The 15966-nt window shown below is 59.6% G+C and carries 12 protein-coding genes and 1 riboswitch; of the genes, 9 read left to right on the top strand and 3 right to left on the bottom strand.

The genetic code is table 11. From position 1 onward, the window contains the following. Positions 1-47: 47 nt before the first annotated feature. A riboswitch (cyclic di-GMP riboswitch) is annotated at positions 48-133 on the bottom strand. Positions 134-570: 437 nt separating this feature from the next. The 3 genes from prlC to ACW5XC_RS18240 all read left to right on the top strand — a co-directional run bounded on the left by prlC (position 571) and on the right by ACW5XC_RS18240 (position 6186). Continuing rightward, complete coding sequence (gene prlC / locus ACW5XC_RS18250) at positions 571-2613, top strand: oligopeptidase A (protein WP_042054692.1); 2043 nt, start codon at positions 571-573, stop codon at positions 2611-2613. Positions 2614-2820: 207 nt separating this feature from the next. Beyond that, positions 2821-5370 (top strand): putative bifunctional diguanylate cyclase/phosphodiesterase, encoded by a 2550-nt coding sequence (locus ACW5XC_RS18245; RefSeq protein ID WP_042054691.1) that lies wholly within the window; start codon positions 2821-2823, stop codon positions 5368-5370. 54 nt (positions 5371-5424) lie between these two features. After that, a complete protein-coding gene (locus ACW5XC_RS18240) occupies positions 5425-6186 on the top strand; it encodes a class I SAM-dependent methyltransferase (RefSeq protein ID WP_408649419.1) in 762 nt (253 codons plus the stop codon). 71 nt (positions 6187-6257) lie between these two features. Here ACW5XC_RS18240 and ACW5XC_RS18235 read toward each other — a convergent pair whose 3' ends face one another. Genes ACW5XC_RS18235 through rhlB form a run of 3 tightly spaced genes read right to left on the bottom strand, consistent with a single transcriptional unit; the run spans position 6258 to position 9334 of the window. Further along, positions 6258-6512, bottom strand: a complete 255-nt coding sequence (locus tag ACW5XC_RS18235) for a Rho-binding antiterminator (RefSeq protein WP_042054704.1) — start codon at positions 6510-6512, stop codon at positions 6258-6260. 30 nt (positions 6513-6542) lie between these two features. Continuing rightward, a complete protein-coding gene (gppA, locus tag ACW5XC_RS18230; protein WP_042054690.1) occupies positions 6543-8033 on the bottom strand; it encodes a guanosine-5'-triphosphate,3'-diphosphate diphosphatase in 1491 nt (496 codons plus the stop codon). A gap of 11 nt (positions 8034-8044) precedes the next feature. Further along, complete coding sequence (gene rhlB / locus ACW5XC_RS18225) at positions 8045-9334, bottom strand: ATP-dependent RNA helicase RhlB (protein ID WP_005339414.1); 1290 nt, start codon at positions 9332-9334, stop codon at positions 8045-8047. A gap of 113 nt (positions 9335-9447) precedes the next feature. Between rhlB and trxA the strand changes: the two genes are divergently transcribed. From trxA to ACW5XC_RS18195, 6 genes are all read left to right on the top strand, one after another. Further along, positions 9448-9774 (top strand): thioredoxin TrxA, encoded by a 327-nt coding sequence (trxA, locus tag ACW5XC_RS18220; RefSeq protein ID WP_005339416.1) that lies wholly within the window; start codon positions 9448-9450, stop codon positions 9772-9774. A gap of 204 nt (positions 9775-9978) precedes the next feature. After that, positions 9979-11244: a transcription termination factor Rho gene (gene rho / locus ACW5XC_RS18215; protein WP_005339417.1), complete on the top strand. Its 1266-nt coding sequence runs from the start codon at positions 9979-9981 to the stop codon at positions 11242-11244. 108 nt (positions 11245-11352) lie between these two features. After that, positions 11353-12345, top strand: a complete 993-nt coding sequence (locus ACW5XC_RS18210; protein WP_042054688.1) for a hypothetical protein — start codon at positions 11353-11355, stop codon at positions 12343-12345. Between the two features lie 33 nt (positions 12346-12378). Next, complete coding sequence (ubiD, locus tag ACW5XC_RS18205; RefSeq protein WP_042054687.1) at positions 12379-13848, top strand: 4-hydroxy-3-polyprenylbenzoate decarboxylase; 1470 nt, start codon at positions 12379-12381, stop codon at positions 13846-13848. Between the two features lie 146 nt (positions 13849-13994). After that, complete coding sequence (gene fre / locus ACW5XC_RS18200) at positions 13995-14693, top strand: NAD(P)H-flavin reductase (protein ID WP_042054686.1); 699 nt, start codon at positions 13995-13997, stop codon at positions 14691-14693. Between the two features lie 219 nt (positions 14694-14912). Further along, positions 14913-15926, top strand: a complete 1014-nt coding sequence (locus ACW5XC_RS18195; protein ID WP_042054685.1) for a GGDEF domain-containing protein — start codon at positions 14913-14915, stop codon at positions 15924-15926. The last annotated feature ends 40 nt before the right edge of the window (positions 15927-15966 follow it).

The following is a 15966-nucleotide window of genomic DNA, read 5'->3' as shown; positions in this document are numbered from 1 at the left end:
CTCTCCGTACGGTGCAAATGGGGCGTCGGTTGTGACCGGACGTCCCCGGGGGCAGCCCCGCTGTCATAGGTGTTTTCCCTTAGACCGGTGGCTTTGCGTCGCGCCCTTTCGGGTCACTTTGCCTTTTTCATCCGATTTCTGTGCAGCACAGAGAATCAAGTGACCTGCATGGCAGGTTGCCTATGATAGATGCTTGAAAATAAATTAATCAATAGTTGGTTTTGATTCTAATTAACTGAAAAATATTGATAATTTGTTACATCCACCACATTTTGTTCGTTTCCATGATTGAGCATGACGGTACTTGGCTGGCAGCTGTGGCGCCGGTAAATGGCGACTTTTTGCCCCTTGAAAGTAGCGGTAAGAGCCAAAAAAGGCCCACAGATTCATTCTGTTACTGGCTGTTGATGGCAAAACTGCAGCAACGGCAGAGATCCGGGTCGCAATGGCTGGAAAAGTACAGGGTTGCGGCGGATTCCCGCTTGATTATTGCGTGGCTTGGCCACATGTTAGAAAGCCATACAGAGCTGCTAAAGCGGTCTGTTCAAGACCAAACAAGAGGTAACCGGGATGAATAACCCTTTGCTGACAATGGATTCGCTGCCCCCTTTCAGCCAGATCAAGCCGGAGCAGGTTCAGCCTGCCGTGATTCAGGCGATTGCTGATTGCAAGCAGAAGATCAGCGATGTGCTGGCCCAGCGTGATCCCCATACCTGGGATAGCCTGATTGCCCCGCTGGAAGAGGTAAATGACCGCCTGTCACGGATCTGGTCACCGGTCAGCCACCTCAACTCCGTACTCAATAGCGAAGCGCTGCGCGAGGCCCATGACGCCTGCCTGCCGCTGCTCTCCGAATTCCAGACCTATGTTGGTCAGCATGAAGGGCTCTATCAGGCCTATCTGGCCCTCTCCCAGAGCGATGATTTCCCGCTGCTGAGCGGCGCCCAGCGCAAGGAGATCCAGAATACCCTGCGTGACTTCCGCCTCTCTGGCATCGGTCTGCCTGCCGAGGCGCAGCAGCGTTACGGCGAAATTCAGGCCCGCCTCTCCGAGCTGGCCTCCCGCTTCAGCAACAACGTGCTGGATGCGACCCAGGGCTGGCACAAGCTGGTGGCTGATGAAGCCGAACTGGCTGGTCTGCCCGACAGCGTGCGTGCCGCTGCCCGCCAGATGGCCGAGCTCAAGGGCAAAGAGGGGTGGTTGTTCACCCTGGATATCCCCTCTTACCTGCCGGTGATGATGTATGCCGACAACCGCGAGCTGCGCGCCGAGATGTACGAAGCCTTCACCACTCGTGCCTCCGATCAGGGCCCCAATGCGGGCAAGTGGGACAACTCCGCCATCATGAGCGAGCTGCTCACCCTGCGCCGCGAACTGGCCCAGCTGCTGGGCTTTGCCAACTATGCCGAGCTCTCCCTGGCCACCAAGATGGCGGACAAGACCGAACAGGTGGTGAGCTTCCTCACCGACCTGGCGGCCAAATCCCTGCCACAAGGCAAGGCCGAGCTGGAGGAGATCCGCGCCTTCGCCGCCGAGCAGCATGGTCAGAGCGAGCTGGCCGCCTGGGATCTCGCCTACTACGCCGAGAAGCTCAAGCAGCACAAGTTCTCCATCTCCGATGAGCAGCTGCGCCCCTACTTCCCCGCCAGCAAGGTGGTGAAGGGGCTGTTCGAGGTGGTGAAGCGGGTGTTCGGCATGAAGGTGCGCGAGCGCCTCGGCATCGACACCTGGCACCCGGACGTGCGCTTCTACGATATCTTCGATGCTGACGACGAGCTGCGCGGCAGCTTCTATCTCGACCTCTACGCCCGCGAGCACAAGCAGGGCGGGGCCTGGATGGATGTCTGTCTGGGTCGTCGCTACCGTCAGGATGGTTCGCTGCAAAAGCCGGTGGCCTACCTGACCTGCAACTTCAACGGCCCGGTGGATGGCAAACCGGCGCTGTTTACCCACAACGAAGTGGTCACCCTGTTCCATGAGTTTGGCCACGGCATCCACCACATGCTGACCCGCATCGATGTGGCCGGTGTCGCCGGTATCAACGGCGTGGCCTGGGATGCGGTAGAGCTGCCGAGCCAGTTCCTCGAGAACTGGTGCTGGGAGTCTGAGGCGCTGGCCTTTATCTCCGGCCACTACGAGACCGGCGAGCCGTTGCCTGCCGATCTGCTGGAGAAGATGCTGACCGCCCGCAACTTCCAGGCGGCGATGCAGATGCTGCGCCAGCTGGAGTTCGCCCTGTTCGACTTCCGTCTCCATCAGGAGTTTGATCCGGCCAATCCGGCACAGCTTCCGGCGCTGCTGGATGAGGTGCGCAGTCAGGTAGCTGTGATGACGCCGCCAGCGTTCAACCGCTTCCAGCACAGCTTCTCCCACATCTTCGCGGGCGGCTATGCGGCGGGCTACTACAGCTACAAGTGGGCCGAGGTGCTCTCTGCCGATGCCTTCTCCCGCTTCGAGGAGGAGGGGATCTTCAACCCGGCCACCGGCCAATCCTTCCTGAAGAATATTCTGGAGAAGGGGGGCTCGAAGGAGCCGATGGAGCTGTTCCGAGCCTTCCGTGGCCGTGAGCCCAAGGTGGATGCACTGCTGCGACATAGCGGGATCGCCGCCTGAGATTCCTGACCCGCCGTCTGTGTGAGTTTCAAGCAGGTACACTGTTTTGCGGCATAGTGGGATCGAGTCGTGATTTCTGCGACAAAAAGGGACCTTTTGGTCCCTTTTTTCAAGGCTTTTTAATATCTTGCTGATTGCATATTTGCACTGCTCACAGCTCTTCAGTAGAGTCGTGTTCTAACCTTCAAGGAGAGAAAGCCACTTGCCATGAGGCGAGCACTCGATTCCGTCTATCAAATCATCTCAAGTCTGGCTCATTCGAGCGGCCAGGGATATTTCGATACCTTTGTGAGTGAAATCGCCGCTGCTGTGATGGCTGATGTCGTCCTGATCGCCAGCAGGGAATCAAATGCTACCCACCTGACGGTTCAAGCTGCCCATCCCTCCTCTCTTGACCCCGATACCCTGACACTGCCAATCACTGACTCTCCCGATGCCGTTACCTGGCAGGAGGGGGAAGCCTGGTTCAGCGATCGTCTGTTGCAGCTGTTCCCCGCGATGCCGCTTGCCGATGCGTGGCAAGCCCAGGCCTACGCCGGGATCGCCCTCAAGGATGCGGATGGCGAGACCATAGGTATCTGCTGCCTGCTCTATCGTCAGCCGCAGGCCAATATGACCAAGGTGATGGGGCTGCTCCGGTTGCTGGGGCCGCTGGCCGGTCGCGAACTGGCGCTGATGCTGCAACGCCAGCTGCCGCAACTCTTGCCTGATACCCCCCATGTGCTGCAGAGCATGCTGTTTCAGGCCCCGGTGGGGATCGGCAAGCTCGATCTCACCGGCCGCATTCTCTGGGCCAACCCGGCCATCGAGAAGATGTTGGGCTATCCCCTCGACGAGCTGCTTCATCGCTCCATCTCCGACATCAATCACCCGGAGGATTGGCAGCGCAGCCTTGAGTGCTACGAAGAGATCCGGCGCGGCGAGCGCAGCAGTTTCACCCAGGAGAAGCGCTACTTCTGCAAGGGGGGCGAGATCCTGTGGGGGCGGGTGACTGTCACCCTGATCCGCGACGAGCAGCAGCAGCCGGACTACCTGATGGTGCTGCTGGAGAATATCGATCCCCTCAAGCGTCATGCGGAGCAGCTCAAGCTCTCTCACCGGGTCTACGACAACCTCTCCGAAGCGATTCTGGTGTGCGATGCCGACAGCCGCATCATCTCGGTCAACCCGGCCTTCGAGCAGATCACCGGCTACAGCAGCGACGAGGTGCGGGGCCAGCGTCCCAGCATGCTCAAGTCCGGGCTGCACGATCAGACCTTCTATGCCGACATGTACCATGCGCTGGAGCGAGTGGGGGTGTGGCGTGGAGAGGTGTGGAACAAGCGCAAGAACGGCAAGCTCTATCCGCAGCAGCTGATGATCAGTACCCTGCGCGAAGCCGGAAAAATCCAGCAATATATCGCCATTTTCAGCGATCTTTCCCAGACCAAGGTGGCCGAGCAGAAGATCGCGACCCAGGCCAACTACGACAACCTTACCAGCCTGCCCAACCGCTGGCTGTTTGGCCGCTGCCTCACCCGCTTCTGCGAGCGGGGCGAGCGCTTCGCGCTCATGGTGCTCGACCTCAACAACTTCAAGGCGGTAAATAACAGCATGGATCACCATGCTGGCGATGCCCTGCTGCGAGAGGTGTCGGATCGACTGGTGAGCCGGGTGCGCACCGAAGATCTGGTGGCCCGCATCGGTGGCGATGAGTTCGCGTTTCTGGTGCCCGGCATCGTCACCCGCCGTCAGGCCGAGGTGTTTGCCAAGCAGGTGATCGGCAGTTTCGCCCGCCCCTTTATGCTGGCTAACCAGCACCTCTATGTGACCGCGACCATCGGCATGACTCTCTGTCCGGTCGACGGCAGCGAGAGCGACGAGCTGCTGCGCAACGCCGAACAGGCGCTGTTTGCGGCCAAGCGGCAGGGACGGTTGCTCGGTGCCTACTGCTCATCCATGCGGGAAGAGGTGCGCCAGCGCCACCAGATGCAGCAGGATCTGGCCGAAGCGATCAAGCTGGAGCAGCTGACCATGGCCTACCAGCCCATTTGGGACAACCGCAGCGGGCGGGTCGCCAAGCTGGAGGCGCTGGTGCGCTGGTATCACCCCCACTGGGGGCAGGTATCCCCTGCCGAGTTTATTCCGCTGGCGGAAGAGGCGGGATTGATTCAGGGGCTGGGTGCGCTGGTATTGTGGCAATCGTGCCGGGATCTGGCGCGGTTGCAGCAATCCGGCTTCCCTGATCTGCAGATGTCGATCAACCGTTCCACCATGGAGTTCCAGACCATCGACCCCGAGGCGAGCGAGTGGCTTAAGGTGATCCAGCACTTCGGGCTCGATCCTGCCGACATCGTCATCGAAATCACCGAATCTCTGCTGATGGAGAGCAGCGATCAGCACAGAGTGCGGATCGATGCCCTGCGCGAGGCGGGCTGCAAGCTGGCCATCGACGATTTCGGTACCGGCTACTCGGCCCTCAACTATCTGCGCACCTTCCCGGTAGATCTGGTCAAGATCGACCGCTCCTTCGTGCGCCATATCCCCTTCAATGAGCAGGATCGGATGCTGCTCGACGGCATCATCAACATAGTGCACAACCTGGGCATGCAGGTGGTGATCGAGGGGGTAGAGACCCGCGAGCAGCTCAACTTCCTCTGCCAGAAAGGGTGCGCTTTCACTCAGGGTTATCTGCTTAGCCGCCCGCTGGCCTATGACGATCTCATTGATTACCTCGCTCTCAACCGTCAGGGGATGAACCTCACTGTCGTGAGCTGATCCACCGCTTCTGTTATCATGGCTGCTTCTGTACGTGCCATGAGTCTGTCTCCTATGCCCCATATTCAGGTTTTCAGTGAAGTCCCCGCCCGTGATGGTGAGCTCGACGCCCTGCGTTTACGCCTTGCCGACGTGGAGTTTCCGGCTCCGTTTGCGCTGGTACTGACTGAAGAGAGACTGGAGCTGCGCAAGCTGGATGAACCCAAGCTGGGGGCCGTCTATGTGGACTTCGTGGAAGGGGCGGTGGCGCATCGCCGCAAGTTTGGCGGCGGTCGCGGTCAGTCCATCGCCAAGGCGGTGGGGCTCAAGGCCGGAGCCACTCCGACCGTGGTGGATGCTACCGCCGGGCTGGGGCGCGATGCCTTCGTGCTCGCCTCCCTCGGTTGCAAGGTGACCCTGATCGAACGCAGCCCCGTGGTCGCTGCCCTGTTGCAGGACGGGCTGGCGCGGGCGGCACAGGATCCCGAGATTGGCCCCTGGGTCAGTGAGCGGATGCTCCTGCTGCAAGGCCCTGCGGTGGACAATCTGCTGGCGCTGCCGGAGCGGCCCGAGGTGATCTACCTCGACCCCATGTTCCCCCACAAGCAGAAGTCAGCGTTGGGGAAAAAGGAGATGCGGGTGTTCCAGTCGCTGGTAGGGCCGGATCTCGATGCGGATGCCTTGTTGCCTGCCGCGCTCAAGATGGCTGATAAGCGGGTGGTGGTGAAGCGGCCGGACTACGCCGGCTGGCTCAACGAACAGAAGCCCAGCATGGCTATCGAGACCAAGAGCAACCGCTTCGATGTCTATGTGATGGCGGCGCTGGCGGCGAGTTAACAGCCGGTGCGAGTTGCGGATGCAAAAAAGGAGGGCCAACGTCATGTTGGCCCTCCTTTTTCGTATAGGATTCAGTTGGTTGGCGCGAAGCGGATCAGCTTTTCTTCCCCTTGCCAGTTCAGGCGCAGGGTCGCCAGTTCTGCCAGACTGAGCCGCTCGCCACTGTGCAGGAGCAGATACTCGACCCCTTCGCTGGCTTCGATAGTGCGGATCTTGTCATCCCATTGGCGATCATCGCGGCTGGTGAGGGTCACCGGCAGTTGCCAGCTGGCAGCAATTTCGAGCCAGTCGTAGAGATCGCAGCTGATGGGTTGATAATCCGGCATGATCGGCTCCAAAAAAGGCAGGTTGCTGAGTCAGGCTTCCTGTACGCGGGTCGGCCAGCCCATCTTCTGCTGGCGTTCCACTTCAACGCGCAGCTCGCTGGCGCGCAGGTAGTGTTCATCCATCCAGCCCTTGGGCAGGGTCAGGGTCAGTGACTCCTCTTCTGCCTGCAGGGTGAAGCTGGGCACTGTGCCCTGAGTACGGCGCATACAGAGGATCAGCGCGATGCGCAGGATACGGGCCAGCCGGATCGCCTGACGACCGGTGACGGCACCCTGTTTCTCCAGTGGTTCCAGCTTGAATTCGTCCCGCTGGTTGAACAGCAGGGCCGACAACAGCTTCTTTTGCGCAGGGGTAAAGCCCGGCATATCGATGTTGTCGATGATGTAGGCGGCGTGTTGCGGCGCCTTCTTGTATTCGATACAGAGGCCGATCTCGTGCAGCAGGGCGGCATAACGCAAGATCGGGCGACCGTAGCGTTTGGAGAGTCGCCAGGCCGGTTGCAGCTGGTTGAACGCCTCGACGGCGGTATCGCGCACCCGTTCGGCGTGCTCTTTATCCAGCTGATAGCGGCTGATCAGGCTGTCGGCGGTGCGATCCCGGGCATCACAGTCGTGATTGTTGCCCAGCAGACCGTAGATCAGTCCTTCACGCAGGGCGCCACCCGCGAGGGTCATGCTCTCGATATCGAGGGTTTCGAAGATGGCAATCAGGATGGCGAGGCCGGAGGGGAACACGGTCAGCCGCTCGGCCGCCAGTCCTTCCAGTTGCAGCCGGTCGAGCTTGCCGCAGGCGATGGCCTGACCCATCAGTTCCTGCAGTTTCGGCAGGGTGACCCGTTCGCTCTTCCCTTGCGCCAGCATGATCTCTTGCAGCGCCTGCACCGTGCCGGAGGCGCCGACACAGGTACGCCAGCCGAGGGCGCGGTAATCTTCCGCCACCTTCTCCAGCACCGCCTTGGCGGCAGCAATCGCCTGCTCGAAACGGGCTTCGGAGAGCTCGCCATCACCAAAGTGATTGTTGAGCCAGGTGACGCAGCCCATGTGCAGGCTGTTGAGCAGTTTTGCTTCGCTATGTTCGCCGATCACCAGTTCGGTACTGGCACCGCCGATGTCGATCACCAGCCGGTTGCCTTCCCCGGCAGAGGTCCAGGAGACCCCTTCATAGATGGTCTTGGCCTCTTCCTCGCCCGAGATGATCTCGATGCTGTGGTTGAGTACCCGTTCCGCTTCGCTGAGGAACTCATCGACGTTGGTGGCAAGCCGCAAGGTTGCGGTGCCCACCACCCGGATATTGTCGGCCGGAATGTCCTGCAACTGTTCGGAGAAGAGACGCAAACAGTCCCAGCCCCGCTCCATGGCGGCACGGCTGAGACGAAATTCCGGATCAAGCCCTGCTGCGAGGCGAACCTTGCGCTTGACCTTGGCGACGGTGCGCAGGGCACCGGCGACCTCGCGCACCACCAGCATATGAAAGCTGTTGGAGCCGAGGTCGATGGCGGCATAGAGAGGCGAGTTGTGCAACGGGCCTGTCCTTAGCTCTTGCGCGGCGGACGACGACGGTTGTTGCTGTTGCCACCGCCCTGACGATCCCGCATGTTGCGGTTCACCGGCTGACGGTTGCGGAACACCCGTTTCGGCGGGGTCACGTCATCCAGCAGCGCTTCGCGATCATATTTGCTGACCGGAATGGCGTGGTGGATGTACTCCTCGATGGCCGGCAGGTTGAAGGCATAGTCTTCACAGGCCAGGCTGATGGAGTGACCGCTCTTGCCGGCACGACCGGTACGACCGATACGGTGTACATAGTCTTCGGCGTCGTCGGGCAGGTCATAGTTGAAGACGTGGGTCACGTCAGGGATGTGCAGACCACGGGCGGCCACGTCGGTGGCGACCAGAATATCGAGCGCACCCTTGGTGAAATCCTCGAGGATCTTCATCCGCTTCTTCTGTGGCACATCACCGGTCAGCAGACCGACGCGATGGCCGTCGTTTTCCAGCCAGGCATGGACGTCTTCACAGACGTGCTTGGTGTTGGCGAAGACGATCGCTTTTTCCGGCCACTCCTCTTCCATCAGGGAGAGCAGCAGCAACATCTTGTCTTCATTGGAGGGGTAGAACAGCTCCTCCTTGATCCGCACGCCGGTCATCTGCTCCGGCTCTACCTGCACATGTTCCGGGTGGTTCATGTGTTCGTAGGCCAGCTCTTGCACGCGCAGGGAGAGGGTGGCTGAGAACAGCATGCTCAGACGCTCGGTCGCGGGCGGCATGCGGCGGAACAGGAAGCGGATGTCCTTGATGAAGCCCAGATCGAACATGCGATCCGCTTCGTCCAGAACCACAACCTGAATGTTGCTCAGATCGATCACCTTGGACTTGAAGTAGTCGATGATGCGGCCGGTGGTGCCGATCAGGATGTCGACGCCCTGCTCCAGCACGGCCAGCTGCTTGTCGTAACCTTCGCCACCGTAGGCGAGGCCGAGTTTCAGGCCGGTAGAGGCGGCGATGCTGTCGGCATCGTTATAGATCTGTACTGCCAGTTCCCGGGTGGGTGCCATGATGATGGCTCTGGGTTGATTAACCAGACGGGGCTTGGTCAGCGGGTGAGTCAGCAAATAGTTGAATGTCGCGGCCAGGAAGGCAATGGTCTTGCCGGTTCCTGTCTGGGCCTGACCGGCGAGGTCATGACCTTCTACCAGCAGTGGCAGAGACAGTGCCTGGATGGGCGTGCAATAGTGAAATCCCTTTGATTCCAGACCAGCCAGAACTTCGGGTTCGAGGCCCATTTGGGCGAATTTGTCGGTCGTTAAGTGTGTTTTGCTCATGGCGGTAGGTTATCAGGTTAGGCTTGCAATAATAAACAGGATCATTTCAAATAGGGCAACTATTGCCTTTGTTGATATGTCAATAAAGCCTTAATTACTGACTGGAGTTGGAGATGAGTGACAAGATTGTTCAGCTGAGCGATGCCAGCTTCGAGGCAGATGTAATCAAAGCCGATGGCGCCGTTCTGGTCGACTTCTGGGCCGAGTGGTGTGGTCCGTGCAAGATGATTGCCCCGATCCTGGAAGAAGTTGCCCAAGAGTACGAAGGTCGCGTGACCGTAGCCAAACTGAACATCGACCATAACTCTGATACTCCGCCCAAGTACGGCATTCGTGGTATCCCGACCCTCTTGCTGTTCAAGAATGGCGAAGTGGCAGCGACCAAGGTCGGTGCACTGTCCAAGACTCAGCTGAAAGAGTTCCTGGACGGCAACCTGTAATAATTAAAGAGGAGCGCATTGCAATAATGCGCTCCTTGTGTTTTATCACCTAGACGCTCATCCCGATTGGTGCTAGTTTATCGCTCGTTTGCTAACCTTTTTGCCTGACTCTTTGCTAACCACAGCCTGGCAATCAAATCCGATCAGCATCAATCCAGCAGACTGTCTCCTCATTTCAATCCTTGCTTACAGACTTTCACCACTATGAATCTGACTGAATTAAAGAACACTCCTGTGTCCGAGCTGGTCAAGCTTGGCGAATCCATGGGGTTGGAAAATCTGGCTCGGGCGCACAAGAAAGATATTATTTTTGCAATCCTCAAGGCGCACGCCAAGGGTGGTGAAGATATCTTTGGCGACGGTGTGCTGGAAATCCTGACCGATGGTTTCGGCTTCCTGCGCAGTGCAGACGGCTCCTATCTGGCAGGCCCTGACGATATCTACGTCTCCCCGAGCCAGATCCGCCGCTTCAACCTGCGTACCGGCGATACCATCTCCGGCAAGATCCGGCCACCGAAAGAGGGCGAACGCTACTTCGCACTGCTCAAGGTCAATGAGGTCAACTACGACCGTCCGGAAAACTCCCGCAACAAGATCCTGTTTGAAAACCTTACCCCCCTGCATGCCAACGAACGTCTGCGTATGGAACGGGGTAATGGCTCTACCGAAGATATTACCGCCCGTGTACTGGACCTGGCTTCCCCCATCGGTAAAGGCCAGCGCGGCCTGATCGTTGCGCCGCCCAAGGCCGGTAAGACCATGCTGCTGCAGAACATCGCCCAGAGCATCGCCTACAACCACCCGGACTGTGAACTGATCGTTCTGCTGATCGACGAGCGTCCGGAAGAAGTGACCGAGATGCAGCGCATGGTGAAAGGTGAAGTGATCGCTTCCACCTTTGACGAGCCGGCTTCCCGTCACGTTCAGGTTGCCGAAATGGTGATCGAGAAGGCCAAGCGTCTGGTCGAGCACAAGAAAGATGTGGTGATCCTGCTGGACTCCATCACCCGTCTGGCCCGTGCCTACAACACCGTTATCCCGTCATCCGGCAAGGTACTGACCGGTGGTGTGGACGCCAACGCCCTGCACCGTCCCAAGCGCTTCTTCGGCGCCGCGCGTAATGTTGAAGAGGGCGGCAGCCTGACCATCATCGCCACCGCACTGATCGATACCGGTTCCAAAATGGACGAGGTTATCTACGAAGAGTTCAAGGGTACCGGCAACATGGAACTGCACCTCTCGCGCAAGATTGCCGAGAAGCGCGTCTATCCGGCCATCGACATCACTCGCTCAGGCACCCGTAAAGAAGAGCTGCTCACCTCAGGTGACGAGCTGCAGAAGATGTGGATCCTGCGCAAGATTGTCCACCCGATGGGCGAGATCGACGGTATCGAATTCCTCATTGACAAGCTGGCGATGACCAAGACCAACGACGAGTTCTTCGACGCCATGCGGCGCCAGCAGAAGTAAGTCCGGTCAGAAAATGACGAAACCGCGGCCCTGGTCGCGGTTTTTGTTTATCTGTTTTCCGGTCGCCCTAGTAGTATGAGATCCCGATGTCACATGGATGGAGACGTCATGAAGCCTGTTTTCTGGTTATTGCTGGGGTTGCTGAGTGCAATGCCAGCCTGCGCGCAAAGTGCTCCGATCGCGGTGGCAGCCGAGACGTTGCAGACTCACCAGCGCTATCTGGCGGGCCGTCTGCAGGAGGGGCAATTTGCAGCCATCGACTCTCTGCTGGCGACCCTGAGTCGCGAGCGGCGGGAGTTCCTGCTGTTGCAGCTGCTGCGGGATATTCCCGCTACCTCCCCTGCATCCCCTGCGTTGCAACAGTGGGTCGAGGCTCAGGCCGACAAGGCACCCGAGTGGCTCATGGAGCAGCAGGTCGACGGTTTTCTGGTGCAGCAACCTGTCTATGATTTTGCCGCTCGCGCCCGCCAGTTGCTGGGGGAGTGGCAGCTGCAATCACTGATGCAGCGCTATCGGCAGCAGCTTGCCCAGGGCAGCTTCCAGCTAAAGTCCATCTACCACAGCAGTAACCCCGATCTCGCCATGCAGCAGCAAGCCCTGTTGCTGGCCCTCGACACCTTGCCGCAACCGATCTGGATGCGGGAGGCGCAAGCGCTGGCCAGCCAGAATATCTATCTGCCCGACAATCACCTGTTGTTCCATCTGTTGCAGCGCACCGGCGAACCGGCGCTCTATAGCATGCTGTGGCGGCGGCCGGCAGATCAGGATGCGCTGCGCGCACTCTCCACCATTAACCGCTTTCATCACGGCAGTGCCGCAAGTGATCTGCTGATTGCCGCCAGTGGCAACGAGGGGTTGAAGGGGGCCGCCCTGCGTCAGCTGAGCGCGCTCTCGCCCTTGCCGCCGCAAGCCCAGAAATACCTGCTGGCGGAACTCTCCAACCGCCAATACGGGGCGCTGGTGGCCGGTCTGTTGATGGAGGTTGACGAGCCCCAACTGCTCTCTGCGCTGGCCAGACGCCTCGGCCAGCGTGATATGCCACCCATTGCACCGAGTCTGCTGCCCGATTCGGGTACACCCGATGGGCAGCCAGGGTTATAATGCGTGACCTCCTGAACCCGGTTGGGAACTTGCATGAAATACAAGGATTTGCGTGATTTCATCGCGCAGCTGGAACAAAACGGACAACTCAAGCGTATCACCCGCGAGATAGATCCCTATCTGGAGATGACCGAGATCAGCGACCGCACCCTGCGTGCGGGTGGCCCGGCTCTGCTGTTCGAAAATCCCAAAGGCCACACCATGCCGGTGCTGACCAACCTGTTCGGTACCCCGGATCGGGTTGCCATGGGCATGGGCCAGCCCGATGTGGGCGCCTTGCGTCAGGTCGGGGTCTGGCTCTCCTATCTCAAGGAGCCCGAGCCGCCCAAGGGATTCAAGGAGCTGATGGAGAAGCTGCCGATCTTCAAGCAGGTGCTCAACATGCCGACCAAGCGACTCTCATCCGCCCCCTGTCAGCAGGTGGTGCAGGAGGGGGATGCGGTCGATCTTGACCAGATCCCGATCCAGCACTGCTGGCCCGGCGATGTGGCGCCACTGGTCACCTGGGGCCTCACCATCACCCGCGGCCCCTACAAGAAGCGGCAGAACCTCGGCATCTATCGCCAGCAGAAGATCGCCAAAAACAAGCTGATTATGCGCTGGCTCGATCACCGTGGCGGTGCCATCGATTTTCGCGAGTGGCAGGAGGCCCATCCCGGTGAGCGATTCCCGGTAGTGGTGGCACTCGGTGCCGATCCGGCGACCATTCTCGGCGCGGTGACGCCTGTGCCGGATACTCTCTCCGAATATGCCTTTGCCGGTCTGCTGCGTGGCAGCCGTACCGAGGTGATCAAGGCCATCAGCTGCGATCTGGAGGTGCCCGCCAGCGCCGAGATCGTGCTGGAAGGCTATCTTGAGCCGGGTGAGATGGCGCCGGAAGGTCCTTATGGCGACCACACTGGCTACTACAACGAGGTGGACGAGTTCCCGGTTTTCACCATCACCCACATCACCAAGCGGCGCGATGCTATCTATCACAGCACCTACACCGGCCGTCCGCCCGATGAACCGGCGGTGCTGGGTCTGGCGCTGAACGAGGTGTTCGTGCCGCTGCTGCAGAAGCAGTTCCCCGAGATTGTGGACTTCTATCTTCCGCCGGAGGGGTGCTCCTACCGGATGGCGGTGGTGACCATCAAGAAGCGTTACCCGGGCCATGCCAAGCGGGTGATGCTGGGGGTCTGGTCCTTCCTGCGTCAGTTCATGTACACCAAGTTCGTGGTGGTGTGTGACGACGACGTCAACGCCCGCGACTGGAAGGATGTGATCTGGGCCATCACCACCCGTATGGACCCGGCACGGGACACCACCTTGATCGAGCACACCCCGATCGACTATCTGGACTTCGCCTCGCCGGTCTCCGGCCTCGGCTCCAAAATGGGGCTGGATGCAACCAACAAGTGGCCGGGCGAGACCAATCGGGAGTGGGGTCAGCCCATAGTTCAGGATGAGGCGGTGAAGCAGAAGGTCGATGCCATCTGGGATGAGCTCAATATCCTCGGATGAGGCAAACATGACAGCTTTGCTGCAAAAAGTGATGCGATCCGCACTGATTTGAGTATTCTCGACTGACGGGGCCAGGGCTGCTGGTCGTCACTCCATAGTGAAACAATGAGCGAAGCGGGCCGAGCGAGCCCGCCACAAGGACAAGAATGCAACGTATCAAATGCCGCGTAGAGGAACTGCGCGAATATGTCGACACCATCTGGCATGTGGCCCTGACGCCGCAGCAAGCGATCAGCTTCAAGCCGGGCCAGTATCTGCTGGTGGTGATGAGCGATTCGGACAAGCGCCCCTTCTCCATCGCCAACTCGCCGACCCGCCCGGGCGTGCTGGAGCTGCAGATCGGCGCCACTCCCGAGAACGCCTACGCCGGTCAGGTGCTGGCCCGCATGCGCGAGCAGGGGGAGATCGAGGTCGAATTGCCGGCTGGCAAGGCGTTCCTGCGCGATGAATCCCCCCGTCCACTGATCCTGATGGCGGGCGGCACCGGTTTCTCTTACGCCCGCTCCATCCTGGAGTACCTGATCGACACGGGCAGCAAGCGCCCGGTGTTCTTCTACTGGGGGGTGCGTCAGGCTCACTGGCTCTATGAGCTGGAGCAGATGCAGCAGTGGGAGCGTGACTATGCGCCGCTCACCTTTATCCCGGTGGTGCAGGAGCCTGACGCTGACTGGACCGGCAAGAGCGGCCTGGTGCACAAGGCGATCATGGATGATTTCGTCAGTCTCCACGACTACGACATCTATGTCGCCGGCCGTTTCGAGATGGCGGGTGCCGCGCGGGAGGAGTTCAAGATCCTTGGCGCCGAGCCGGAGCGCATCTTCGGTGACGCCTACGAATTTATCTGACGGGATCCCCGTCTGGATGACGCAGCCCCCGGTTTTGCCGGGGGCTTTTGTTTTTGTGGCTGCCGCAGTGCCTGATCGTACCGAATGGTTGGATTATTGCGGCGTTATCCCATTATTTTTCAATATTTTGGCTATGAATGGCTACTAATCGAGCCTAGCTGATGGCATCTTTGTGGGGGATTGACAAGAGCATCCATAGAGCAAGCACAAGGAGGCGCAGTGTTGAGTGAAGAGGGCAGGGCATCTGCGGAGGATGACAGGGGAGAGACCGGCTCTGTCGAGCGGGTCGCAACGCAGATCCCGTCCCCTCATGGCGGTGAAATGGCCCGTTTGCAGGCAGAAATCGCCGCTTTGCAGCATGCAAACGGTCTGTTGCAGGAGAAGCTCAATGCCGCCCTCGATGGCACCGGCATCTGTCTCTGGCAGGGCACTATTCCTACCGGCGAGCTGCGAGTCTTCAATCTGCAGAACTTTCAGGCCGGTGACATGGCCCCTCATTTCGATCAGTGGAGCGCCAAGCTCCATCCCGACGATCGCGCCCATGCCATGGGCAGCTACTTTGCCCACCTTGAGGGTAAAACCCCCTTCTATGAAGCCGAATACCGCACCATCAATCCGCAAGGCGAGGTCACCTGGCTGTGGGATAGGGGACGGGTCGTCGATCGGGATGGATATGGCAAGCCGCTGCGGATCATGGGCTCCCATATCGATATCACCCAGCGCAAGGCTTATGAGCAGCGACTGGCGGAGCGCGCCAACAGCGACGCGCTGACCGGCTTGCTCAACCGGCAGGGGTTTGGCAAGGCGTTTGCCCAGCTACAGCCGCAAGGGGCGGGGGCGCTGCTCTTTATCGATCTGGATGATTTCAAAGGGATCAACGACCAGCTGGGGCACGCTTGCGGCGATCTGGTGTTGCAGCAGATGGCGGATTGGCTGCGCCTTATTATGCCTGGCTCGGCGCTATGTGGCCGTTACGGCGGCGACGAGTTTGTGGTGCATCTGCATCGGGATGTGTCGAGCCATGGCCTGGCACAACTGGCCGACGCCCTGATCAGCCGGATGCACGGCTATGTGCCCAAACCCGGTTGCCCGCAACGGGTGGGGCTGAGTATCGGCATCGCCCTTTGGGGGGAGGAGCCATTGAGCTTCCGACAGGCATTGGAGGTGGCCGACCGTGCCATGTATGAGGCCAAGGCACGCGGCAAGCGGGCCTGGTATCTGCTTCAGGTGTGATGTTTTTTACAGGTTCAATACAAAGCAAAAACCCCAGCCG

The sequence above is a fragment of the Aeromonas sp. 25-AL00135 genome, from assembly GCF_054052385.1.
Note: the sequence above shows the minus strand (reverse complement) of the source record. Positions and strands in the feature narration are given on the sequence as shown.

Excerpts from the sequence above, each read along its gene's own strand:
- ACW5XC_RS18245 (WP_042054691.1), top strand. The coding sequence starts at position 2,821 with ATGAGGCGAGCACTCGATTCCGTCTATCAAATCATCTCAAGTCTGGCT.
- rho (WP_005339417.1), top strand. The coding sequence starts at position 9,979 with ATGAATCTGACTGAATTAAAGAACACTCCTGTGTCCGAGCTGGTCAAG.
- ACW5XC_RS18240 (WP_408649419.1), top strand. The coding sequence starts at position 5,425 with ATGCCCCATATTCAGGTTTTCAGTGAAGTCCCCGCCCGTGATGGTGAG.
- fre (WP_042054686.1), top strand. The coding sequence starts at position 13,995 with ATGCAACGTATCAAATGCCGCGTAGAGGAACTGCGCGAATATGTCGAC.
- trxA (WP_005339416.1), top strand. The coding sequence starts at position 9,448 with ATGAGTGACAAGATTGTTCAGCTGAGCGATGCCAGCTTCGAGGCAGAT.
- ACW5XC_RS18235 (WP_042054704.1), bottom strand. The coding sequence starts at position 6,512 with ATGCCGGATTATCAACCCATCAGCTGCGATCTCTACGACTGGCTCGAA.
- ACW5XC_RS18210 (WP_042054688.1), top strand. The coding sequence starts at position 11,353 with ATGAAGCCTGTTTTCTGGTTATTGCTGGGGTTGCTGAGTGCAATGCCA.
- ubiD (WP_042054687.1), top strand. The coding sequence starts at position 12,379 with ATGAAATACAAGGATTTGCGTGATTTCATCGCGCAGCTGGAACAAAAC.
- prlC (WP_042054692.1), top strand. The coding sequence starts at position 571 with ATGAATAACCCTTTGCTGACAATGGATTCGCTGCCCCCTTTCAGCCAG.
- rhlB (WP_005339414.1), bottom strand. The coding sequence starts at position 9,334 with ATGAGCAAAACACACTTAACGACCGACAAATTCGCCCAAATGGGCCTC.